This window comes from Leifsonia poae (genome assembly GCF_050632195.1).
GTDB lineage: Bacteria > Actinomycetota > Actinomycetes > Actinomycetales > Microbacteriaceae > Leifsonia > Leifsonia poae_C.
The window spans coordinates 1,261,933-1,283,439 of sequence record NZ_CP192580.1 but is presented as its reverse complement, the minus strand read 5'-3'; the positions used below and the strand labels follow the sequence as shown (position 1 = coordinate 1,283,439).

The following is a 21,507-nucleotide window of genomic DNA, read 5'->3' as shown; positions in this document are numbered from 1 at the left end:
GTCGGGGTGAATGAGCCGATCATATCGACAACCCGGCGGCGTGCTCGTCAGCCTGTCGGTTTCTGCGATAGTTGACGGGTGACAACCGAGGACAGACCGACCATCGACGTCGTCGTCCCCGTCTACGGCAAGTGGTACCTCACGGAGCGCTGTCTCGCGACTCTCGCCGCGCAGACGGTGCCGCACCGCGTCATCGTCGTCGACGACGCCGGGCCAGACGACACCGCGGATCGGCTGCGGAACGGCTACCCGGACGTCACTGTCGTGGCGCTCGAGCGAAACCTCGGCTTCGCCGGCGCGTGCAACCGCGGTATCTCGGCAGGCACCGGTGACATCGTGGTGCTCGTCAATAACGATGTCGAGGCCGAGCCCGATCTCCTCGAACTGCTGACCGCCCCGCTTGTGGCCGATGCGAGCGTCGGGAGCACCACTCCGCTCCTCCTGAAACCCGACGGCCGGGTCGATGCCTTCGGTATCTGCGCCGACGCCACCGTGGCCGGCTTCGTGCGCTTCAACGGCGCCGACCCGGATGACGTGGATATGGGGACGAAGGCGCCGAAACTGCTCGGGCCGTACGGCGCGGTCGCCGCATACCGGCGGGCGGCGATCGATGCGGTCGGACCGTTCGACGAGGGCATCCGGATGTACGGCGAAGAACTCGACCTCGCCCTGCGCCTCAGCGCTGGCGATTGGGCGACCGTCGCCGTGCCCGAGGCGCGAGGGATCCACCTCGGCGGCGCGACGTCGGGGCGCGGCTCGGCCGAGCAGCGTCGCCGTGCCGGGTTCGGTCGCGGCTACCTGCTCCGGGCCTACGGCGTGATGCGCACCGGCCAGGCGCCCCGGGCCCTCATCACCGAGGCGATCGTGTGCGCCGGCGACCTCGTGCTCAGCCGCGATCTCGCCTCGACCAGTGGCCGCCTCGCGGGCTGGCGGGCGGGACGGGCGGCAGCGGCGCGCCCGCGCCACATCCCGGGCGTCGACCGAGGCATCGGATTCGTCCGGTCGCTCCGCCTGCGTGTCGGCGACAGGCGGGCCTGACCGGTGACCACCGAGCTTCCCCCAGAGCTCCGCCTGAAGCAGGCGGCGATGTCGCTCATCACACTCGTCGGCGGTGTCTCGCTTGCGGTGATCCCTGCGGCCACGATCTCGATCTCGTCCCGCGTCTTCTCGCTCGCCGAGCAGGGCAGCATCGCGGTGATGGTGATGGTTGCGACCTTCGTCGGGCAATTGACGTTCGCGGTGGTCGTCGAATCCCGCCTGAGTTCGGCGGCGACCGAGCGCCGTGTCACCTTTCCGCTCTGGCTGGCCGGGCTGTCGCTGCTCGCCTCGATTGCGGTCGCGGTGCAGTTCGAGAACGCTGTCGTGCTCAGTATCGCCCTCCCCGTGTTGCTCGCCTCTCTCGAGGTCGGCCGTGGCGTCTCTGTCGCGGAACGACTCGACACCCGCGAGATCGGGGCGGCGGTTGCGGTCGGCGTCGGCGCGCTGGCCGGCGTGCTCGCCGGATTCGCGGGGCTGCGCTGGGCGCTCATCCCTTTGGTCGCCGGCATCTTCGTCGCGACTCTCATCCGCTCGCTCCCCGTGCAGCACAAGGCCAGCGCGCCCGAGCCGCGGGTCCTCGGCTGGGTCGTGACCGATGTCGCCATCACGGGAAGCGTCTACCCTTTGCTGAACGGGATGATCCTGGCCTTCCTGGGTCCGCTGCAGTCGGTCTTGTTCACCGCGATCTCGACCGTCTCCGGCGTGCTGGCCATTCCGCTGAACTTTCTGCGGCTCCGCCTGCTGAAACAGCACTCCACCCTCGACATCGTGGTGTCCGCCGCCGCCGTGATCGGGGCCGTGGTCGTCATCTTCGTCTGCGAGTTCCTCGGTGTGTTCAGCTACATCTTCGCCCAGAGCTGGACACTCGAGGCCACAGCGCTCCCCCTGCTGATCGCCTGCCTGTGGCGTGCCGCATCGCTCGCCACGACCATCCCGTTCGCGTCGCTGCGACGGATGGGCGAGGCGAAGCTGCTCACGATCCTGCGCGGGGTCGTGGCCGTGATCACGTTCGCGGGCGCCGCCGCGGTCGTGGCGACCCAGCAGCTCGGCTGGATCTTCGCCGTGCTGCTCCTCGGCGAGCTGTTGCAGGCTGCGCTCTACGAGGCGGCACGGCGCCGCAAGACCGCGCGCGCCGAGGGGACGTGACCGCGGTGCCACGGGTGCTCGTCGACCTGCTCTTCTACACCGGCACCAAGGGGGCATGGAGTCGTATGCGCGCAACCTCTACCGCGAACTCGGCACCGTCGACGGCGCGTTCGAGTACGTTGCCTTGATCCCTCGCGAGGCACGAAAGCTCGACCTTGGCTGGTTCCCCGGTGAACTCGTGCAAGCACCGATCGACGGTGACAAGCGCGCCTCCTGGGCGCGCGGCGAATTGACGACCGTTCCCCGAACCGCCCGTCGCATGGGCGCCGATCTCATTCACGCGCCCGCGAACATCGGGCCGTGGCGGTCGCGCGTCCCCGTCGTGCTGACCGTGCACGACCTGCTTCCGTTCGTGCGCCCGGAATGGGTTCCGGGGCCCTACGCGCCTGTTCTGCGAGCACTCATCTCCGGGGCGGCTCATCGGGCGCGGCGGGTGATCACGGTCAGCGCGCAGTCCGCGGACGATGTGCAAACCGTGCTCGGGATCGACAAGAAGCGCATCGACGTCGTTCCGCTGGCCGGCCGGCCGTCGCTCGTCGGCGATCCATCGACTCCGCGGGACGCCGGCGGGCGCCGCTCCCCGACCTCGTGCTGGCCCTCGGCAATCGGATGCCCCACAAGAATTTCGAGACCCTCCTGCGGGCCGTCGCGCGCATCCCCCAGGCGGAGCGCCCGCGCCTGGTCGTCACCGGCTCGCACGGCGATGACCCCCTGCTGCCGCTCGTGTCCGAGCTCGGCATCGGCACCACGACGACCCTCCTCGGATGGGTCGACGACGACGAGATCGAGCGACTGTACGCAGAGGCAACCGTCGTTGTCGTGCCGACCCTGTTCGAAGGCTTCGGCCTGCCGGTCCTGGAGGCGATGTCGCGCGGCTGCCCCGTGATCTGCTCCGACCTCCCGGTGCTGCACGAGGTCGGCGGCACGGCGGCGGACTACGTCGACCCCCGCGATCCGGACGCCATCGCGGAGCGGATCCGCCGGCTGCTCGCCGACCCCGCCGAGCAGTCTCGCCGCTCGGCCGCCGGGCTCGGGCGGGCAGCGCAGTTGTCGTGGTCGCAGACGGCGCGGCTGACCGCGCGGAGCTTTCAGCGGGCGCTCGACCGGTAACGCCGTAGGATCTCGTCCACAGAGTGCGACAGATTCTGCGTGCGGCTCGCGCTGGCGAACCAGTCCGCCGTCGATCTCCTCAGTTCCGCCCCACCACGCATCGCGTCGACGATCGCTCCGCCGAGAGCCGCCGGGCCCGCGTCGGCGGCGACGAATCCGTTGACACCCTGCTTGATGAGGTCGGCCGCCGCGTTGTCGTCGCCCGCGACTACGACGCTCGGCGTTCCCAGCGCCGCCGCCTCGGCGACGACCAGACCGAAGCCCTCGCGGCGAGACGGGTTCACTAGCACCGCCGCCTCGGCGAACAGTCGCTCCAGCTCATCGTCGTCGACGCGGCCACGGATGTCGAACAGCCGACCGGCTCCCTCCTCCGCGATGGCCCGACGGAGCGCTTCGGTCTCGGGCCCGGAGCCAACCACGACCGCGTGGACCGACGGGTCCTCGGCGTGCGCGACGGCAACTGCGGCGGGCAGCGCGGTGAGCTGCTTGTCGGGGATGTGCCGGCCGGCGAACAGCACGAGTCCAGGCTCGACATCTGCCCTTTCACTTCGATCGGAGTCGAGCTCAGCCGGCTTCCCGGCCAGATCCAGCAGCCCGAGCACGATCGGATCGAGCCCTCGCCGATGCCGGAGCACCCGGGCTCGGGTGAACGAGCTGTTGACGGTGACGTCGGAGGTGAGCCGTAGCGCGAGCCACTGCAGCACCCATGCGACGGTGCCCACCGGCGCGCCCGAGTACTCCCGCCATTTGCGCCACGTCCACACCTCGAGCCAGTCGCTCAGCATCCGGGTGCGCCGACCGAACGTCGCGACGCGGGCGGCGAAGACGTTGAGCACGGGAAGCGCGCTGACGATAACGAGGTCGTAGTCGCCGCGCCGCCTACGGAGTTCGCGGAAGACGCCCCGGGCGAACCCGACCGCCGCTGCCATGCGGCGAGCACCGGAAGCATCGGCGATCTCTCCCGTCCAGACAGGCACCACCGCGAAGTTCGTGCGCGGCACCGCTCCGTCTCCCCACTGGTCGCGGGTGAGATAGTCGACCGAATGGCCGCGCGCCACGAGCAGCTCGGCGACGCGGCGGTAGACCCGCTCGCCGCCGCCGGTGTTCACGGGGAAGAGGCAGTCGTAGACGATCGCGATCCGCACGTCACGCCCCGACCGGGTTCGAAGCGATTCGCTCGTCGGCGCGCAACCCCGCGGGCGCTTCGAGGTCGTCGGCGGGGTTCGCCGCATCCCGCGCCCGGAAGCCGAGCCACACGGCGAAGCCGGCCGTCACCACCGCGTAGATCATCAGCAGCGCCAACCAGCCGAGGGGCGGCTGCCACTCGGGCGAGAACATAGCGCCGATTCCGTGGCCGAAACCGGTGGTGAAGCGACGGAGGACGGTGAAGAACGCCAGCGGACCGAACAGGGCGCAGAGACCGAGACCGATCCAGGACACCCGGGCGGACAGGAAGTCGAGCCGTCGGCCGGCTGGCCGGGAGAGCATCCACGCGGCCAGCAGCGGGACGGCTATGTAGAGGAAGAGCCCGTACCTGCCCTGCCAGATGAGCCCGGTGCGCGAGATGGTGACGCCTTGCACGATCGCGGGAACGAGCACAGCACCGGTGAGCGCGCACACCACGACGACCGTCGCCCGCCGGCCCGCCCCCGTGACGGCGAGAATCACGAGCACGCCGAGGGCCACCACGACCAGCGCGTACAGCATCCACGGCAGCGGGGTGTCCAGCCAGCCGAAAACGCCGAGCCCCTGCTGCAGGTAGCCCGGCGTGCGGCGCAGCATCCCGGCGACACCAGACACGACGCTCGCGCCGACCAGTGGTGCATCGTTCGCGCCGGCCTGGCCCCCTGCACCGTTCGTCGCGAGCGTCCAGACACCCGAGAAGAGCATCCCAACGGCGATGATGCCCACCCAGATGTAAGTGCGCGGCCTTATGAAGAACGCCTTCGTCGCGGCGAGGCCGCTGACGGCGAGACACGCGGCGAGCACGATGACCACCCACAGCGGCCCGACGGAGCGCGCGTTGGCGAGCAGGATCGCGGACACCGTGACGATCCCCCAGAGCGAACCTCGGGAGAGCCCCACGTCGTCGATGCGCGGATCGTGCCGCTCGAGCAGGCGCAGCAGCGCGGCCCACAGGGCGGCTGCGGCAGCAATCTCGAGTCCGTTGGGATTCACGGACCCGGCCAGGTACAGCACCATCGGACCGGCGACGAGCATCAGCCCGAGCGGCAGCCACCGCGCGCGGCGCGACGACAGGGCCGCCTGAAAAGCGAAGGCGAGCATTGCCGAGCAGAGCAGGGCGCTCGCGATGCGCATCCCGTACACGCCGGCCTCACCATGGTCGGTGAGCAGGGTCGGCCACCCCACGAGGTAGTAGTAGATCGGGTTGTACGCGCCCACCCAGGTGTCGAACGTCGCCGATCCCGTGCCATCGCCGAAATGAGCGGCGCAGTGGGCGGAGTCTTCCGGTACGAACAGGAAGCACATCGCCGAATGGTTGTAGTGGTACCCCGGCGGCAGATCGACGACCAGGTACTTCGCCCCGGGCTCGACCGCGCCGATCACCTGACCACGCACCTGGGCGATGGCCTTGGCCGCGTGGGCGTTCTCGTCCGGGACGGAGAAGAGCGGGCTCGCGAGCGCCCAGAGCGTCGACAGCAGCGCGAGAAAGGCGAACGGAATCCAGAACGCGGACGCGGTGCGACGGCGGTCGGCGCGGGCCGGCAGTTCGGTGATGGGCACGCGCTTCACGTTAGGGCATCGGCAACCGGCGATCGAAGCGACGTGCGAGCCCGCGGCAAATAGGCCACCGTCGATGCCCAGGGACCAGCGGATAGGATGTCGGAGACCCCCACACTTTGCGGACGCGGAGCCCCTATGTCACAAGCCAGCGGACACATCCACCCGACAGCGGATGTAGCCGAATCCGCGACCGTACCCGTTTCGGCCAAGGTCTGGAACTACAGCCAGATCCGCGAGCATGCCGTCCTCGGCGAGAACTGTGTGATCGGTCGAAGTGCGTACATCGGCGAAGGCGTGCGACTCGGCGACAATTGCAAGGTGCAGAACAACGCACTCGTCTACGAGCCCGCGTCGATCGCCGACGGCGTCTTCATCGGACCGGCCGTCGTGCTCACCAACGATCAATTCCCGCGGGCCATCAACGCGGACGGATCGCTCAAATCGGCCGACGACTGGACACCGGTCGGAGTGACGATCGAGCACGGCGCCTCCATCGGAGCACGGTCGGTCTGCATCGCACCGGTCACCATCGGGCGGTGGGCCCTCGTCGGCGCCGGCTCGGTCGTCGTCAAGAACGTGCCGGACTTCGCCCTCGTCGTCGGAAACCCGGCGCGGCGCGTCGGCTGGGTTGGTCAGGAGGGCGTCCCTCTCGTCAACGTCTCCGATGACGAGTGGGCGTGCCCGAGAACGTCGAGAAAGTACCGGCAGGTCGGACCAGACCTCCTGGTGGAAAAGGAAGAGCAATGATCCCTGCTGCCCACCCGATCATCGGTGACGAAGAACGCGCCGCCGTCGACAGAGTGATGCGGTCCGGGATGCTCGCGCAGGGCCCCGAAGTCGCCGCCTTCGAGAACGAGTTCGCCTCGATCGTCGACGGTCTGCACTGCGTCGCGGTGAACTCCGGCACCTCCGCTCTGCACCTGTCCTTCCTGGCGGCGGGAATCGGTGCGGGAGACGAGGTCATCGTCCCGTCCTTCAGCTTCGCGGCCACGGCGAACGCCGTTGCCCTGGCAGGTGCCACCCCGGTCTTCGCCGATGTCGAGCCCGACTTCTTCTGTCTCGACCCGGCCGCGGTGGAGGCTGCGATCACGCCTCGCACCCGTGCCATCATGCCGGTGCACCTCTATGGCCACCCGGCCGATCTCCCCACGCTCGCAGCGATTGCCGAGAAGCACGATCTCCTCCTCTTCGAGGACGCCGCCCAAGCGCACGCCGCCTCGTTCGACGGCAAGCCCGTCGGCGCATGGGGAATCGCAGGCTCGTTCTCCTTCTACCCGACCAAGAACATGACGGCGGGCGAGGGCGGCATGGTCACCACCCCCGACGAGGAGGTGGCGCGCCGGCTCCGTCTGCTGCGCAACCAGGGCATGGAGAAGCGGTACGCGAACGAGATCGTCGGCTTCAACACGCGCATGACCGATCTGCACGCCGCCATCGGACGCGTGCAGCTCGGCAAGCTCGCGGGCTGGACGGAGACCCGGCAGAAGAACGCCGCATTCCTGAACGAGGCGATCACCGAGGTCGTGACCCCGCCGACGGCCCCCGGCGCCGTGCACGTCTTCCACCAGTACACGGTGCGCATCGAAGGCCACGATCGCGACGCGTTCGCGGCAGAGCTCGCATCGCGCGGCGTCGGCAGCGGCGTGTACTATCCCACACCGATCCACCGGCTGCCGTCGTTCGAACTGCAGCTCGACCTCCCGGCCACGGAACAAGTCGCCGCGCAGTGCCTGTCGCTGCCCGTGCATCCCGCGCTCGGCCAGGACGAGCTCGAGACCATTGCCGACGCGGTCAACGCCGTCGCGCGGGCGGGGAGCTGATCGTGCTGAGGGCGGGAGTCATCGGGCTCGGGGTCATGGGCAGGCACCACTCGCGCGTGCTCAATTCACTCGAGGGGGTCGAGTTCGTGGGTGTCTACGATCCGGGAACGGGCGTTCCGTCGTCCATCCAGGGCAAAGACGTCACGAAGGACCTCAACCGCTTTCTCGATATGGGGCTCGACTACGCGGTCGTCGCCGCTCCCACCGTGTACCACCTCGAGCTCGGCCGGGCTCTGGCCGAGCGGGGCGTCCACGCCCTCATCGAGAAGCCGGTCGCCTCGGACGCCGCTTCGGCCAGGGAACTGCGCGCGATTTTCGACGAGGCCGGCCTGGTCGGCGGCGTCGGCCACATCGAGCGGTTCAATCCTGCGCTGCAGTCGATGCGACAGCGGATCGAAGACGGACTCCTCGGCGACATCTACCAGATCGTCACGCGCCGGCAGGGCCCGTTCCCCGGTCGGATCGCCGACGTCGGGGTAGTGAAGGACCTCGCCACCCACGACATCGACCTCACCGCCTGGGTGAGCCAGCAAACCTACGTCACCGTGAACGCGCGCACGACGCACCGCAGCGGCCGGCAGCACGAGGACATGGTGGTCGCTGTCGGAACCCTGTCGAACGGGACGATCACCAGCCATACGGTGAACTGGCTCAGCCCGTTCAAAGAGCGCACGACCGTCGTCACAGGCGAGAACGGCGCGCTCGTCGCCGACACCCTCACGGCCGACCTGACCTATTACGCCAACGGCACCACCGGTGCGGCCTGGGAGGGCGTCTCGTCGTTCCGCGGCGTCACCGAGGGCGACGTCACGCGGTTCGCCCTCGACAAGCGCGAACCGCTCCGCACCGAAGCGGAGGCGTTCCGCGACGCGGTCCTCTCGGGAGACACCTCCGGGATCGTCACCCTCGCGGAGGGAACGGAAGTCGTCGTGACGGCTGAGAAACTCGTCGCCGACGGTCAGTCCCACCGCCTCACCTGATATGACCCGGTCCGTCCTCTTCGTCGACTCGTACTATTCGGCCGTCCTGCACACCCTCGGCCTGGATGTCGTGCCCGACAAGGGCTTCGACTACCGTGCGAAGCTCGACGAGCTCCTCGACTTCGGCTTCGGCACGGGCGCGGCCTACGCCCGCAACTTCGCCAGACTCGGCTGGGAGACGAACATCGTCATCCCCAACTCGCTCAGCCTTCAGACCCAGTGGGCGCGGGACCACGGGCTCCGCGACCCGCTCGGAAAGGGCTGGGCGTACGGTGCACACCTCTCCCGGCTCCCGGTCGCCCGAGACCACCTCCACCGGGTGAGGCACTTGCACAGCGTGCTGCTCGAACAGGCCAGGCAACTCCAGCCCGACGCGATCGTCGTCCAGGACCTCAACCTGGTGCCGCCGGGCTTCGCCAAAGCCCTCCGTCGGCACACTCGGCTCCTGATCGGCGAGATCGCCTCTCCGTTGCCGCCCAAGCCGTTCCTCACCGGCTACGACCACATCGTCTCCGCGCTGCCCAGCATCGTCGAGACGGCTTCCTCCTGGGGCATCCCGGCCACGGGCATCCCTCTGGCGTTCGATGAGCGCTGGGCCACCCGCTCGCCGGCATCGACGCGGCCGATCGACGCCATCTTCATCGGCAGCTTCTCCCGGCTGCAACCCACCACCGCGCCGCTGCTGCGGGCGGTGGCGGAGCAGGTGCCGGGCTTGAAGATCTACGGCTCCGTCACGCCAGACGTGCTCGCCGAACACGGGCTGACCCAGAACTACGTCGGACCCGCGTGGGGTGCCGAGATGTTCAGGCTGCTCGGCGAGGCCAAGATGGTCATCAACCGGCACGGATCGATCGCCGGGGACTATGCGGTGAACATGCGGATGTTCGAGACAACCGGCTCCGGCGCGGCGCTGATCACCGAGAACAAGAGCAATCTCGCGACTCTCTTCGAGCCCGAGACGGAGGTCCTCGCCTACGATTCGCCGGAGCAGGCGGCCGAGCTGGCGGCCGGTCTCGTCGCCGATCCCGCCCGTCTGGACCGGATCGCCGCCGCGGGCCAGGCCAAGACCCTGCGGGCGCACACCTACGCCCACCGGGCCCGGACGCTTGGAGAGCTGATCGAAGCGTCTTTCGGCGGGCGACGCCCGTGACAGACAGCACCATCCAGGCGACCGCCCCCGGCCCCTCCCCCGATCGCCGGCCCGCCGGACGCCGCACTCGACCGGAGATCCAGGCGCTGCGGGCCGTCGCGGTCGCCGCCGTGGTGCTCTATCACTTCTGGCCCCCGGTGGTGACGGGCGGTTACGTCGGTGTCGACGTGTTCTTCGCCATCTCGGGCTTCCTCATCACGGGTCATCTGCTCCGCGAAGTGGCCGCCACCGACCGGATCGGTCTCGCTCAGTTCTGGGCGCGCCGTGCCCGTCGATTGCTCCCCGCCAGCCTGCTCGTGCTGCTCGTCACGGCGATCGCGGTTCTCGTCTGGGTGCCGTCGATCTTCTGGCTGCCGTTCTTCCGCGAGACGATCGCCTCGGCGTTGTACGTCGAGAACTGGACGCTGGCGGCGGACTCCGTCGACTACCTTGCCGCGAACGCCGTCCCGACCGCCGTGCAGCACTATTGGTCACTCTCAGCCGAGGAGCAGTTCTACCTGATCTGGCCGCTGGTGATCCTTGCGGGACTCTGGGCGTCCACCCGGGTCCGCCGCTTCTCCCGCCGTCGAGTCATCTTCGTCGTGCTGTCGGTGGTCACCGCGGCGAGCTTGGCAGCATCGGTCGCGCTCACGACGAGCAGTCCTTCGGTCGCCTACTTCATCACCCCCACGCGCGCTTGGGAGTTCGGCCTCGGCGGCCTGCTCGCGCTCGCACTCGGCACTTTTGATGAAGGGATGGGCCGGCGGATCGGCCAGCGCATCGACAAGGTCCGTCCGATCCTGGCGTGGGCGGGCTGGATCGCCATTGCATACGCGGTGTTCCGCTTCTCTGCCGCGACGCCGTTCCCCGGGTACACGGCGCTCCTGCCTGTAGGTGGCGCGCTGCTCGTCATCGCCGCGGGAAGTCCGGCGCGCTGGTGGGCGCCCACCTCGATCGTCGGCATCCGCCCGGTGCAATGGGTGGGCGACGTGTCGTACTCGATCTACCTGTGGCACTGGCCGTTGCTGATCGTGGCCCCATACGTCGTGGGGCATGCGAGCCTCACTCTCATCGAGAAGGTCGCGCTCCTAGCCCTCACCGTGGTGCTGGCCTGGGCGACGAAGCGGTGGGTGGAAGATCCCGTGCGCCGCGCGCGCCTGTTCACCGCCCGGAAGCCGCGTTGGACTTTTTGGCCGCCGTCGTGGCAATGATCCTCGTCATCGTGCCTTCCATCGCCGGCACGACCATCGTGCAGGCGAAGCAGGCCGAGGATGCGTCGGTGCGCGCTGCTCTGACGAGCGACCAATGTTTCGGCGCGGGGTCGATGGACCCGGCGCGCGATTGCACCAGCGCCACCTTCCCGGTTCTGAGCCCCGACCCGGCGCTCGCGCCTCAGGATCAGCCGGACATCTACTTCACCGATCCGCCCTGCTTCACGACGGGAAGCACCATCGTCTCCTGCTCGTTCGGCGATCCGGACTCCCCGACGCGCATCGCCCTCATCGGCGACTCGCACGCGGCGCAATGGCAGCCGGCGCTACGCGCACTGGCCGAGGAGCACCACTGGGATCTGCAGCTCTACCTCAAGACCAATTGTGCTTTCACCGAGGTCGAACGCACCGAACAGTACGACGCCTGCGCGACGTGGACGGCCGGGGTGCAGAAGAAACTCGCTGCCGAGAAGCCGATGGGACTGGTGATCACGAGCTTCTTCGCCGAGAACCTCGACCTCGAGGTCGACAAGGGCGCCGTCAGCACCGCTGCGGCGATCGCCGGTTTCCAGAGCGCTTGGAAGCCGATCGTCGCTCGAGGTGGAACCGTGCTGGCGCTCCGCGACACCCCGCACATGACCGACGGTACGACGGTCTGCGTCGCCACCGAGGGGACCTCCTCGAGCTGCGACGTGGCCCGCGCCGCCGCGACCGCCCGCCCCGATCTGCAGTACGACGCCGCGGCCGGGATGGATGGGGCGCTCCGCACCGACCTCACCGACAAGTTCTGCACGCCGGACGTGTGCAAAGCGGTCATCGGCGGGGTCGCCGTGCACACGGATCCCTATCACATGACGAAGACGTACTCGAAGACACTGACGGGCCCCCTGTATGACGCTCTCAGGGCTGCGGTGCACGGCCACCAGGTGCAACCCGCGATCGCTGCGGCTTTCCGGTAGGGGCTCTTCGGGGGGTCAGGCTGGTCAGTCGGGTTCGGCGGGTCAGTCGGCGTACTCCCGCACGCCGTTCCTCCACTCGAGAGACGCCTCACCGTGGTGGGCGATGAGGCCGGCGACCATGGCGCTGACCTGTTCGCGGGGAACGCCGGTACCCCAGGCGTAGCGGACATCTTCGGGACGAACAATCCAGTTCTCTGGGAAGTCGTTCGTCAGGACCGCCAGGTAGTTGGCCGCGACAACCTCGGCACTCCAGCGCGAACGCACGAATGCACGCGCTTCCTCGCCGAGCGCGACCATCCGCCCCGGGTCGGCGACCGCAGCGAGGATCGCCTCCTTCATGGAGTCGGGGTCGGCCAGAAGCGCCGGGGGCAGGTCGCCCTCGTCCACCGCTTCGCGCCAGATGTCCCAGCCGTAGCCCCCGATGACCGTAGCCTTTCCATTCGCAGCCGCCTCCGCGCCAACCGTGGCCAGGGGGATGTCGGACCACATCTGGTCGACGAGGAAGGTGCAGTCCGCCAGCGCGGCCAGCACCTCCTCGTGCAGGGCCCCGGTGAGCTCGCGGAACTCCACTCCAGGATTCTCGGCGACGATCTCGCGCATGATCCGGCGGATGATCGCCGTGCCCTTCACTTTCTCGTTGCTGGGCGCGTGGAGTACCACGATGCGGTCAACGTCGGTCGCCGCAGCATCGTCGGTCGCCGCAGCGTCGTCGGTCGTAGCAGCATCGTCGGTCGTCGCAGCATTGTCGACTGCGGTCGCGACGCCCATGCCATAGAACTCGATGAACGGCCGAGTGAAGAATTGCGCCGTCATGCGCATCCCGATCGTCGCACTCGCCCAGCGTTCCAGGCGTCGCACTTTCGCTGCGACGCGCGCGGTTCGGGCCGCGAGTTCGTCGATCGCCTCACGGGAAAGCGGGAAGGTCACGTCGTCGGCGGGGGTCGCCATATACGGCGGGCGCGCCTCCGAGCCGTGCCCCAACACGACGACCACGCGCTTGCGAAACAGTCTGAGCACCGGGATGTCGAGGTTGCCCGGCAGGATCGAGATCCCCCAGCCGAACAGAAACGCGTCGAAGCGCGGCAGACACCAGATCAACAGCAGAACCGACGACGCGGCATAGGCCACCGCCCAGAGCACGCGCGCGGCGCCCGCACTCTTCCTATGCCGCAGAACGGCCGCCGACGCCCAGCGTGCGGGCCAAGGGTTCTGCCTGCGTTGACCGTAGTCGAAAGGGTGCGGGTGCGTCTGGATGAGCCGGGCGGCCACCCCGTTGGCGACCATGCCAGCCTCGAGATTCTTGTACAGCCCCGAGATCTCCTGCGGGCCGAGGAACACTCGCACGCCGCGCCCCGAACGATGACCCATGATCATCCACCTTAGGCGATCGCCCGAAAGCGCCGTGTAAACTCAAAACTCAATCCGGGCGGGCTGACCCGTGTCAGAAAGGCCGAGCACTTCGTGAACAACCAGCGCCCCAGGCGTGCCCTTGTCGTCTGTTTCTCGAACCTGGAGACCGACCCTCGGGTCACCCGCCAGATCGATTGGCTGAGTTCCGCTGGCTGGGAGGTCGACAGCCTGGGGCTGGGCCCGAAACCCACCCCTGACGTCCACCGGCATTACGAGATGACCGCAGTCCCCACGCTCATCCGACCGATGCCGGTGAGGGCGCTGATCCACACACTGCTGCCGTACTCGTGGCGCTTCCGTCTGCTCTTGGAGTCGCGCATCCCGAAGCAGCTCTCCCAGGATGCGTCCAGCGGTGGTTACGACCTCATCATCGTCAACGACATCGACCTCCTCCCCTGGGCCGTGCGGAGCGGGCCGTCGCTCCTGTCGAAGAATCCCGGAGCGCGCATTCATCTCGACGTGCACGAGTTTCATCTCTGGGCCGCCGACGAGAATCTGCCCCGGTTGCAGGAGCGTTCGCTGCGCGGCTACCACGGCTGGCTCCGCGGGCACATCGCGTCCCCGGTGTTCGCCACGCGCTCCACGGTCGCCGATGGCATCGCCGACCTGTACGCTGCCGAGTTCCAGATCGAGCGCCCGCTGATCGTGCGCAACAGCCCTGCGTATGTGGAATTGTCGCCGACCCCGGTCGATCCCGACCGGATTCGGCTCATCTATCACGGCAACGCCGAGATGACGCGCGGGCTCGGGCTTCTGGTCGAGGCTTTCCGGATGGTCGATGAACGGTTCACTCTCACGTTCATGTTGACGGGACACGACGAAGGCAAGCGCACGTTGCGAGAGCTCACCCACGGCCTCGCGGATCGCATCGAGTTCCGCGACGCAGTCCCGATGCGCGAGGTGGCGACTGCACTCAATGCCTTCGACCTGGAAGTAATCTTCTATCCCCCGACGAGTCCGAACTTCCTCTATTCGTTCCCCAATAAGTTCTTCGAGTCGGTGCAGGGACGCATCGGGGTGGTCGTCGGCGAGAGCCCGAGCATGACGGCGGTCGTGAACGAGTTCGGGAACGGCGCGATCGTTCCGGGCTGGACCGCCGCTGATCTCGCAGCGGGGCTCAACGCCCTCACCGCCGAACAGATCGACGGCTTCAAACGCGGCTCCGACCGTTGCGCCCACGTGCTCAATTCGGGCACGGAGAAGGCCCATTTCCTCGAAAGCATCGCCGGGGTGAACGCGTGAGGGTGATCAGCGTCGTCGGCGCGCGGCCGCAGTTCGTGAAGCTCTCCCCGTGGATCGTGCGCTACGGGCGGCCGGCCACGAGCACGTCATCGTGCATACCGGCCAGCACTACGCTCCCGAGCTCTCGGACTCACTGTTCACCGACCTGGGCATCCCCTCGCCTGACATCAACCTCGAGATCGGTTCCGGTAGCCACGCCGTGCAGACCGGGACGATGATGATCGGCCTGGAGAAGGTCTTCGAACAGGAGCGGTCGGACTGGGTGCTCGTGTACGGCGACACCAATTCGACGCTCGCTGCGGCCATCGCCGCCGTGAAGCTGCACCAACCCGTCGCGCACCTCGAGGCCGGCCTCCGGTCGGGCAATCGGCTGATGCCCGAGGAGCACAACCGGATCGTCACCGACCACGTCGCGGATCTGCTGCTCGCCCCAACCGTGACGGCGATGGAGCACCTGGCCGCGGAGGGGCTCGGACCTCGATCGATCGACGTCGGCGACGTGATGACCGATGTCTGCTTCCGTGTCCGCGACGCAGTCCGGCTCCGGCCGCCGTCGATGCCCGTCGAGTGGTCGCCCGACCACGAGACCGTGCTGGCCACCATCCACCGCGCGGAGAACACCGATGACCCTGTCCGGCTCGAGCGGGTGCTGAGCCGGCTCGACGGCCTCGGCGAGCGCGTCCTGCTCGTCGCCCACCCGCGCCTCGTCTCCCGCGCCGAGCACTTCGATATCGCGTTGCGTCGTGACAACATCGTTCCGATTCCGTCGATGTCCTACAGCCAGATGGTGCTGGCGGTCGACAGCGCCGTCGGCGTCGTCACCGACTCCGGCGGCCTGCAGAAGGAGGCGTATCTGCTCACCACGCCGACCCTCACCGTGCGCTCCGAGACGGAGTGGCCGGAGACACTCACCGACGGCTGGAACACGATCGATCCCGACCTCACGATCGACGCCCGGGAGTACTTCCGCCGGGCCCACCCGCCCCAGACGGCACAGCCCTTCGGCGACGGACACGCCGCAGAGCGGGTTGTCTCGGCCCTGGAAGCATGGTCCGGATCATGAGCGCGCTCACCCCTTTCCTCTTCACAGTTCAGAAGATGCTGCTGCGGCTCGGGCACTGGTACTATTCCCGGCGCAAGCCGGCTGGAGCCGCCGATCACGTGGGTCGTCGGGCCGAATGAGATCGCCTCGATGGTGCACCAGATCACGAACGCCATTCCCGGCGCTCATTCCGTCTCGTTGTCGGGAAGTCGCCAATACGGGTATCACTACGACAGCCAGCTAAAAGTAACGGGCCCCGCCCGCATCGTCGGGCTGCGCCGGGTCGTCTGGGCGCCCCTCGAACTGGCCAGACTGATGGTGCTAGCGCGCGGTTTCATCTATGTCGGATCGACGGGCTTTCTGCTCGATCAGTTCGATCAGCGCCGTTTCGAGATGGCGTTCCTCAAGAAGCACGGCCTGAAGATCGTCTGCTACTGGACCGGAAGCGACATCCGTTCGACCCGCAAGATGAACGAGCTCGAGAAGAGGACGGGCCTGGCGAACATCTCGACGTACATCGCGCTCGTCAACCCGGTCTTCGGCACCGATCGGCACGAGGACACCCTGCGCAGGATCGCCGCGGTGGCCGACGAATACGCCGACGCCATGTTCAACAACGGCACCGACCATCTCTCCTACCTCACTCGGCCGACCGAGCCGTTCCTCTATTTCATCCCCGATGAGGAGTTCGCCACGGACTCCACCAAGTTCGAGTCCCTCTCCCCCTCGTCCTCGTCCATGCCACGACCTCGCCGATCATCAAGGGAACGCAGCTCGTCCGCTCTGCGGTCGGTCGCTTGCGAGCGGATGGCTACGAGTTCGAATACCGGGAACTCATCGGCGTCTCGCACGACGAGATCAGGGAGGAGCTCTCCCGCGCCCACATCGCGCTGAACCAGTTCTACGGTTTCAGCACAGCAGTCTTCGGGATGGAGGCCCTCGCGGCCCGCTGCGCCGTGCTGATGAGCGCTGACGGCACGATCGAGAAAGATCTCCAGGCCGGTGCGAACGAAGCCTGGCTCGTGACGAAGAATTTCGAGGTCTACGAGAAGCTCAAGTCACTGCTCGACCACCCCGAAAGGATCGAGCCTCTCGCCCGGCGCGGCGAGGAGTGGGCGTTCGAGAACGGATCGCGCTCCCGCGCGGGTGCGCTCCTGAACCGCATCCTCGATTCGGTCGTCGACGGCACGTACGTTCCGCGCGCGATCGTCACCGAGGCCGCCCAGTCGTCGAGCGGTGCTCCATCGTGAGCCCGAGAGTCTTGATCGTCGGCCACGGCACAGCAGGACGCGCCCTCGGAGCGGACGTCAAGCGCCGCGGCGGAACAGTCGTCGGGTACCTGGATGATCGGGACACCTCGCCGGAGGTTCTCGGTACCCTCGCCGACATCAACGAGGTCATCGACCGCGCCGGCGTCGAAGTCGTGTACTTCGCGATCCCTTCGGTCGACGCGGCCGCTGTCCGGAATTTCGTCAACCTGGTTCGCTCCGACAGCGTCGAGATCGCGATCGTTCCGCGCACCTATGCGATCCTCACCAAGGAGACGGTCGACATCGACGACCTCACCGACGTGGACGTGCTCGACCTCGTCGGCCGGGAACCGGTGAAACACGACCTCCTCAGCTCGCGGGCGTTCATCGCCGGCAAGAAGGTGCTCGTCACCGGCGCGGCAGGCTCCATCGGCTCCCGCCTCGTGCAGCAGCTCGTCGGGATGCAACCCGCGGAAGTCGTCTGCGTCGACTGGTGGGAGAACGGGATGTTCTTCCTCGGCCAGGAGCTCAGCGATCAGCGCGCCGTGTCGTTCAGAATCGCCGACGTGAAGAACGAACCGCTCATGGATCGCATCCTTGCCGAGGTCCAGCCCGACATCGTCTTCCACGCGGCCGCCTACAAGCATGTTCCGCTCATGCAGGACAACCCCCTCGAAGCGATCACCAACAACGTCTGGGGCTCGCTGAACATCCTCCGCCTCGCGCAGAAGCACGACGTGGCGAACGTGGTCTATGTGTCGACCGACAAGGCTGTCAACCCGGTCAACGTGATGGGAGCGACCAAGCGGCTTGGCGAGATGATCCTCGAGATCCTCTCCACCGGCGGCGGGAAGACCCGATTCAACGCCGTGCGCTTCGGGAACGTCATCCAGAGCAATGGCAGTGTCATGCAGATCTTCCGCGGCCAGATCGCGAACGGCCGCCCGCTTACCGTCACCCATCCCGACGTGACGCGTTTCTTCATGACGGTGGACGAAGCCTCCCAACTGATCATCCAGTCGGCGTTGATCGGCAACGAGAGCGAGATCTTCGTGCTCGACATGGGCGAACCGGTGAAGATCATGGACCTCGCCCGGAGTCTCATCAAGGTGGTCGATCCGTCGCTGACGATCGAGATCACGGGATTGCGTCCCGGCGAGAAGATGTACGAAGAGCTGAGCTACGAGCCGGACAAGGTCGAACGCACGGGCAATCAGAAGATCTTCGTGGTGCGGGATGCCGTCGTGAACGACCCCGAGACGACGCTGAGGGAGATCGAGGCTCTCGTCGACGACGCACGGGCCTACCGGATCGGTCCGGCCGAGGCCATCGAGCGTCTTCGCGGGTTCGGGTTCCCCATCAAATGAGGATCCTCGTCACCGGCGCCGGCGGGCGTCTCGGAACGGCCCTCGTCGCTCGCCTGGAACGGGATGATCACGAGGTCACCGCCGTGGTCAGTCCTCGGTCACCTGACGACGCCGCCCGGGTCCGCCTCGACCTGGCCGACACCGCAGCGGTCTCGAGCCGCGCCCGCGAAGCGCGCCCGGAAGCAATCGTCCATGTCGGCGCCATCGTAGGCGCTGCCTGTGAAGCCGATCCGGCTGCGACTCGAGCGGTCAATATCGAAGCCACCCGTGCCCTGGGACTCGTCGCGGCCGAGCGGGCGGCCCGGCTGATCTTCGTCTCGACCTCCGCGGTCTACGGCACCGGATACACGACACCTGTCGACGAGGATGGCCCCCTCGATCTGGGCAGCGCATACGCGCGGTCGAAGCGCGAGGCCGAGCTCGTGCTCGATGACCTGGCGAACGGCGCCGACCTCGACGTGGTCTCCCTCCGGGTCTTCAATCTCTTCGGCCCCGGGTTCACGGATTCCCTGGTCTCGCGCCTGGAGCGGGCGACACCGGATCGGCCTGCGCTACTGTACGGCCTAGACGGGTATGTTCGCGACTACGTCCATGTCGACGATACGACGGATTTGATCGCTCGGGCGCTCCGGACTCCTTCGCTTCCGCGAGTGCTCAATGTCGGCTCGGGACAGGCGACCAGCAATCGACGACTGATCGATCTCCTCACTATCGACCCGGCGGCCTACCGCGTCGAGAACGCTCCGCCCAGCTACAGCTGTGCGGACATCTCACTCGCGACGTCTGTCCTAGGTTTCGCTCCCACGCATACGATGGAAACACATGGCTGACAACATCACCGTGCGGGCTCACGCATACTGCACCTATTTCGACAGCGGGTATCTGCCGCGTGCCCTTGCTCTGTTCGACTCGCTGCAGCGGCACGGCGACGATTCGCCGATCTGGGTTCTGGCCCTCGACGATGAGACGGCCGACACGCTGAGAGCGCTCGATCGCGCCGGGCTGCACGTGATCACGGCGCGCGATCTGGAGGCGGCCGTCCCCGAACTGGCCCCGCTGCGGGCGAAGCGTACCCGGATGGAGTACTACTTCACGCAGACACCGCTTCTGATGCGGTATGTGCTGGATGTGCTCGGCACGCCTGGCAGCGTGGCGATCTACCTCGACGCCGATCTCTTCTTCTTCGATTCGCCCATCCGGGTGCTCGATGCCCTCGGCGAGGATCGGTCGGCATCATCGAGCACCGTTACCCGGCGAAGCTCGAGAAGAAGCTGGCGAAGTACGGCAAATACAACGTCGGCTGGGTAGGCATCCGTGACGACCCCAACGGCCGGGCTTGCGTCGACTGGTGGGCGGCGAGCTGCCTGGACTGGTGTTCCGACACTCCCGAAGACGGCAAGTACGCCGACCAGGGGTACCTCGACCAGTTCCCGGCACGGTTCGACGGTGTCGTCTCGCTCACTGGAGGCGGCCTGAACCTGGCACCGTGGAACACCAGCCGCACCCGCCTCGGCTCCTCCGGAGGCGCCTGGCTGGTCGACGGCCACGATCCGCTGGTCTTCATGCACTTCCACGGCATCCGTCGCCGCGGCGACTGGTTCATCACGAGCCAGCTGCTCTACCGCAGTCCCATGACCTCCGCGCTGCGTCACGGCGCATACGTGCCCTACTTGAAACGACTGCTCGAATGGGAGTCGTTCGCCGCCGCGAACGCCCCCGCACGAGCCGTAGCGAAACGGGGCGCCGGTCTCCGCGGACTGCTGTTCCGTGCTCAGCGCGGACTGATCGACGCTCTCTCGATCGTGTCCGGGAACGCCCTCCGTGCGTCCGCGCTTCAGGCGAGCGAGAGCACCCAGGCTTCGGAGACAGACGGGATCCCGAGGTAGTCGGCAAGGTCGTAGTCGAGCCCCGGATGGGTGCTCATGAGCCGTAGACCGTTCTTCTCGGCCACGCCGAGGAGCTCAGCGCGGTTGAACACGAACTCCTGCGCCGGCTGCCCATACGCGTACTTCGCGAACCTGGTCGTCGGAAGCTCCGTCACGGTGACGCCGTGCAGGATGACGTGTCCCCGGGTCACGCGGGCGTATTCGGAGACGGCGCGCTGCCAGTCGGGCATGTGGATGAGCGCGACACCGTCGATCACGACGTCACGGCTGCTGTCGGCGGCGGGAAGATCGTATGCACTGGCGACCTCGAAGTTCTGGGCCGGGTAGTGCTCGGTCGCCAGCGCGATCATCGACGCCGAGATGTCGATCCCGAGGTAGTCGGCTTCCGGAAGCCACGCGGTCAGGACAGCCGAGTTGTAGCCGCCGCCGCAGCCCGACTCGAGCAGGCTCGACGGCCGCGCCGGCAGCGCGTCGACCGCGGCGTGCAGCGAAACGACGTCCTCCCGGGGATTTCCGGCTAGCGCGTCGGCGATGATCGGCTGCCACGCCCTGTCCTGCCGTCGTGCGGTGGCGTCGCTCCACACGGAGAACGCGCCGTCGCCGAACGAGTCGACATCGAGCGTGTAACCGCTGGATGCGAGGACCCGGCTGGACAGCTTCGGGAAACGCTGCGACGCGATCGGAACGAGCCGGGACAGGACTGACACCTAGTTCTCCTTCGTCGGGGGTGCTGCTCCCGAGGCGTCTCGGGTTCGGCGTTGACCAGCGTCACGAACTCATCGTATTCGTGCACATAGTCCTCGGGGTCGTAGGGGTGCGATGCGAGCACAACGAGCGCGGCGTCATCCGAATAGTCGTACTGAGTCCCCCAGGTGAGCGCCGGCATGTACAGCCCGACAGACGGCCGGTCGAGGGTCACCACCGTTCGTCGCTCGCCGTCGTCGACCATAGCCTTCACCGAACCGCTCACGCAGATGAGGAACTGCTGGCACTCGCGGTGAGCGTGGATGCCGCGCGGTTCCCCCTCGGGCACCGAGGAGATCACGAAGACGCGCTCGACCCTGAACGGGAGTTGCTTGCCGATCTCGCCGACCGCCAGCGATCCTTTGGCATCGACGATCTCCGCGAGGTCGACGAGTCCGGGCCACGGCCGTTCCGGTTTTGTCATGCCC

Annotated in this window: 22 protein-coding genes and 2 pseudogenes; 19 read left to right on the top strand and 5 right to left on the bottom strand. The window is 67.6% G+C overall.

Features of this window, described 5'->3' with window-relative positions:
- Nucleotides 1–78: 78 nt before the first annotated feature.
- The 4 genes and pseudogenes from ACQ86A_RS06565 (at nucleotide 79) to ACQ86A_RS06550 (ending at nucleotide 3,294) form a co-directional block, all read left to right on the top strand.
- Nucleotides 79–1,038 (top strand): glycosyltransferase family 2 protein, encoded by a 960-nt coding sequence (locus ACQ86A_RS06565; protein WP_431279769.1) that lies wholly within the window; start codon nucleotides 79–81, stop codon nucleotides 1,036–1,038.
- A gap of 48 nt (nucleotides 1,039–1,086) precedes the next feature.
- Nucleotides 1,087–2,184 (top strand): hypothetical protein, encoded by a 1,098-nt coding sequence (locus ACQ86A_RS06560; RefSeq protein WP_431279768.1) that lies wholly within the window; start codon nucleotides 1,087–1,089, stop codon nucleotides 2,182–2,184.
- A gap of 55 nt (nucleotides 2,185–2,239) precedes the next feature.
- A pseudogene (locus ACQ86A_RS06555) lies at nucleotides 2,240–2,641 on the top strand (glycosyltransferase); the annotation flags it as partial.
- Nucleotides 2,642–2,793: 152 nt separating this feature from the next.
- A complete protein-coding gene (locus ACQ86A_RS06550; protein WP_431279767.1) occupies nucleotides 2,794–3,294 on the top strand; it encodes a glycosyltransferase family 4 protein in 501 nt (166 codons plus the stop codon).
- Here the strand turns inward: ACQ86A_RS06550 and ACQ86A_RS06545 are convergent.
- Nucleotides 3,273–4,439 (bottom strand): glycosyltransferase family 4 protein, encoded by a 1,167-nt coding sequence (locus ACQ86A_RS06545; protein ID WP_431279766.1) that lies wholly within the window; start codon nucleotides 4,437–4,439, stop codon nucleotides 3,273–3,275. The genes ACQ86A_RS06550 and ACQ86A_RS06545 overlap by 22 nt on opposite strands.
- Before the next feature lies 1 nt (nucleotide 4,440).
- Nucleotides 4,441–6,039 carry a DUF2142 domain-containing protein gene (locus ACQ86A_RS06540; RefSeq protein WP_431279765.1) on the bottom strand — a complete coding sequence of 533 codons (1,599 nt, stop codon included), beginning with the start codon at nucleotides 6,037–6,039 and terminating at the stop codon, nucleotides 4,441–4,443.
- 135 nt (nucleotides 6,040–6,174) lie between these two features.
- Between ACQ86A_RS06540 and ACQ86A_RS06535 the strand changes: the two genes are divergently transcribed.
- The 6 genes from ACQ86A_RS06535 to ACQ86A_RS06510 are packed head-to-tail and all read left to right on the top strand — an operon-like array spanning nucleotide 6,175 to nucleotide 12,138.
- Nucleotides 6,175–6,786 (top strand): acyltransferase, encoded by a 612-nt coding sequence (locus tag ACQ86A_RS06535; RefSeq protein WP_431279764.1) that lies wholly within the window; start codon nucleotides 6,175–6,177, stop codon nucleotides 6,784–6,786.
- A complete protein-coding gene (locus tag ACQ86A_RS06530; protein ID WP_431279763.1) occupies nucleotides 6,783–7,859 on the top strand; it encodes a DegT/DnrJ/EryC1/StrS family aminotransferase in 1,077 nt (358 codons plus the stop codon). Before ACQ86A_RS06535 ends, ACQ86A_RS06530 begins: the two co-directional genes overlap by 4 nt.
- On the top strand, nucleotides 7,856–8,839 hold the full coding sequence (locus ACQ86A_RS06525) for a Gfo/Idh/MocA family protein (RefSeq protein WP_431280390.1): 984 nt from the start codon (nucleotides 7,856–7,858) through the stop codon (nucleotides 8,837–8,839). Before ACQ86A_RS06530 ends, ACQ86A_RS06525 begins: the two co-directional genes overlap by 4 nt.
- A 1-nt stretch (nucleotide 8,840) precedes the next feature.
- Nucleotides 8,841–9,989 carry a glycosyltransferase family protein gene (locus tag ACQ86A_RS06520; protein WP_431279762.1) on the top strand — a complete coding sequence of 383 codons (1,149 nt, stop codon included), beginning with the start codon at nucleotides 8,841–8,843 and terminating at the stop codon, nucleotides 9,987–9,989.
- A complete protein-coding gene (locus ACQ86A_RS06515) occupies nucleotides 9,986–11,179 on the top strand; it encodes an acyltransferase family protein (protein ID WP_431279761.1) in 1,194 nt (397 codons plus the stop codon). The genes ACQ86A_RS06520 and ACQ86A_RS06515 overlap by 4 nt, the downstream gene beginning before the upstream one ends.
- An 11-nt stretch (nucleotides 11,180–11,190) precedes the next feature.
- Complete coding sequence (locus tag ACQ86A_RS06510; RefSeq protein WP_431279760.1) at nucleotides 11,191–12,138, top strand: SGNH hydrolase domain-containing protein; 948 nt, start codon at nucleotides 11,191–11,193, stop codon at nucleotides 12,136–12,138.
- A 42-nt stretch (nucleotides 12,139–12,180) separates the two neighbouring features.
- Here the strand turns inward: ACQ86A_RS06510 and ACQ86A_RS06505 are convergent, their stop codons facing one another.
- Nucleotides 12,181–13,506: a hypothetical protein gene (locus ACQ86A_RS06505; RefSeq protein WP_431279759.1), complete on the bottom strand. Its 1,326-nt coding sequence runs from the start codon at nucleotides 13,504–13,506 to the stop codon at nucleotides 12,181–12,183.
- 258 nt (nucleotides 13,507–13,764) lie between these two features.
- Here ACQ86A_RS06505 and ACQ86A_RS06500 point away from each other — a divergent pair, with 258 nt between their 5' ends.
- The 9 genes from ACQ86A_RS06500 (at nucleotide 13,765) to ACQ86A_RS06460 (ending at nucleotide 20,335) form a co-directional block, all read left to right on the top strand.
- Nucleotides 13,765–14,790, top strand: coding sequence for a glycosyltransferase (locus ACQ86A_RS06500; RefSeq protein ID WP_431279758.1), 1,026 nt, complete (start codon nucleotides 13,765–13,767; stop codon nucleotides 14,788–14,790).
- A 49-nt stretch (nucleotides 14,791–14,839) separates the two neighbouring features.
- Nucleotides 14,840–15,853 (top strand): non-hydrolyzing UDP-N-acetylglucosamine 2-epimerase, encoded by a 1,014-nt coding sequence (gene wecB, locus ACQ86A_RS06495; protein WP_431279757.1) that lies wholly within the window; start codon nucleotides 14,840–14,842, stop codon nucleotides 15,851–15,853.
- Entirely contained in the window at nucleotides 15,850–15,972 is a 123-nt protein-coding gene (locus ACQ86A_RS06490) for a hypothetical protein (RefSeq protein WP_431279756.1), read from the top strand. Before wecB ends, ACQ86A_RS06490 begins: the two co-directional genes overlap by 4 nt.
- Nucleotides 15,973–15,982: 10 nt before the next feature.
- The gene (locus tag ACQ86A_RS06485; protein WP_431279755.1) at nucleotides 15,983–16,726 is read left to right on the top strand and encodes a hypothetical protein; all 744 of its coding nucleotides are present in this window, start codon (nucleotides 15,983–15,985) and stop codon (nucleotides 16,724–16,726) included.
- Nucleotides 16,630–17,082, top strand: a complete 453-nt coding sequence (locus tag ACQ86A_RS06480) for a hypothetical protein (protein ID WP_431279754.1) — start codon at nucleotides 16,630–16,632, stop codon at nucleotides 17,080–17,082. Before ACQ86A_RS06485 ends, ACQ86A_RS06480 begins: the two co-directional genes overlap by 97 nt.
- Nucleotides 17,079–18,449, top strand: coding sequence for a polysaccharide biosynthesis protein (locus tag ACQ86A_RS06475; RefSeq protein WP_431279753.1), 1,371 nt, complete (start codon nucleotides 17,079–17,081; stop codon nucleotides 18,447–18,449). Before ACQ86A_RS06480 ends, ACQ86A_RS06475 begins: the two co-directional genes overlap by 4 nt.
- Nucleotides 18,446–19,279, top strand: a complete 834-nt coding sequence (locus ACQ86A_RS06470) for an NAD-dependent epimerase/dehydratase family protein (protein WP_431279752.1) — start codon at nucleotides 18,446–18,448, stop codon at nucleotides 19,277–19,279. Before ACQ86A_RS06475 ends, ACQ86A_RS06470 begins: the two co-directional genes overlap by 4 nt.
- Complete coding sequence (locus ACQ86A_RS06465; protein ID WP_431279751.1) at nucleotides 19,272–19,757, top strand: hypothetical protein; 486 nt, start codon at nucleotides 19,272–19,274, stop codon at nucleotides 19,755–19,757. The genes ACQ86A_RS06470 and ACQ86A_RS06465 overlap by 8 nt, the downstream gene beginning before the upstream one ends.
- Nucleotides 19,758–20,011: 254 nt before the next feature.
- Complete coding sequence (locus ACQ86A_RS06460; protein WP_431279750.1) at nucleotides 20,012–20,335, top strand: hypothetical protein; 324 nt, start codon at nucleotides 20,012–20,014, stop codon at nucleotides 20,333–20,335.
- On the opposite strand, the gene ACQ86A_RS06455 is transcribed toward ACQ86A_RS06460, so the two are convergent.
- Together ACQ86A_RS06455 and ACQ86A_RS06450 are read right to left on the bottom strand one after the other, a co-directional pair.
- Complete coding sequence (locus tag ACQ86A_RS06455; protein WP_431279749.1) at nucleotides 20,284–21,042, bottom strand: class I SAM-dependent methyltransferase; 759 nt, start codon at nucleotides 21,040–21,042, stop codon at nucleotides 20,284–20,286. The genes ACQ86A_RS06460 and ACQ86A_RS06455 overlap by 52 nt on opposite strands.
- Nucleotides 21,043–21,155: 113 nt before the next feature.
- Nucleotides 21,156–21,503, bottom strand: a pseudogene (locus tag ACQ86A_RS06450) (sugar 3,4-ketoisomerase); the annotation flags it as partial.
- Nucleotides 21,504–21,507: the final 4 nt, after the last annotated feature.

Coding starts and splice junctions, on each gene's coding strand:
- ACQ86A_RS06505 (WP_431279759.1), bottom strand. CDS start 13,506: ATGGGTCATCGTTCGGGGCGCGGCGTGCGAGTGTTCCTCGGCCCGCAG.
- ACQ86A_RS06550 (WP_431279767.1), top strand. CDS start 2,794: ATGCCCCACAAGAATTTCGAGACCCTCCTGCGGGCCGTCGCGCGCATC.
- ACQ86A_RS06560 (WP_431279768.1), top strand. CDS start 1,087: ATGTCGCTCATCACACTCGTCGGCGGTGTCTCGCTTGCGGTGATCCCT.
- ACQ86A_RS06520 (WP_431279762.1), top strand. CDS start 8,841: ATGACCCGGTCCGTCCTCTTCGTCGACTCGTACTATTCGGCCGTCCTG.
- ACQ86A_RS06485 (WP_431279755.1), top strand. CDS start 15,983: ATGGTGCACCAGATCACGAACGCCATTCCCGGCGCTCATTCCGTCTCG.
- ACQ86A_RS06465 (WP_431279751.1), top strand. CDS start 19,272: ATGGCTGACAACATCACCGTGCGGGCTCACGCATACTGCACCTATTTC.
- ACQ86A_RS06490 (WP_431279756.1), top strand. CDS start 15,850: ATGAGCGCGCTCACCCCTTTCCTCTTCACAGTTCAGAAGATGCTGCTG.
- ACQ86A_RS06500 (WP_431279758.1), top strand. CDS start 13,765: ATGACCGCAGTCCCCACGCTCATCCGACCGATGCCGGTGAGGGCGCTG.
- ACQ86A_RS06530 (WP_431279763.1), top strand. CDS start 6,783: ATGATCCCTGCTGCCCACCCGATCATCGGTGACGAAGAACGCGCCGCC.
- ACQ86A_RS06535 (WP_431279764.1), top strand. CDS start 6,175: ATGTCACAAGCCAGCGGACACATCCACCCGACAGCGGATGTAGCCGAA.
- ACQ86A_RS06460 (WP_431279750.1), top strand. CDS start 20,012: ATGCACTTCCACGGCATCCGTCGCCGCGGCGACTGGTTCATCACGAGC.
- ACQ86A_RS06470 (WP_431279752.1), top strand. CDS start 18,446: ATGAGGATCCTCGTCACCGGCGCCGGCGGGCGTCTCGGAACGGCCCTC.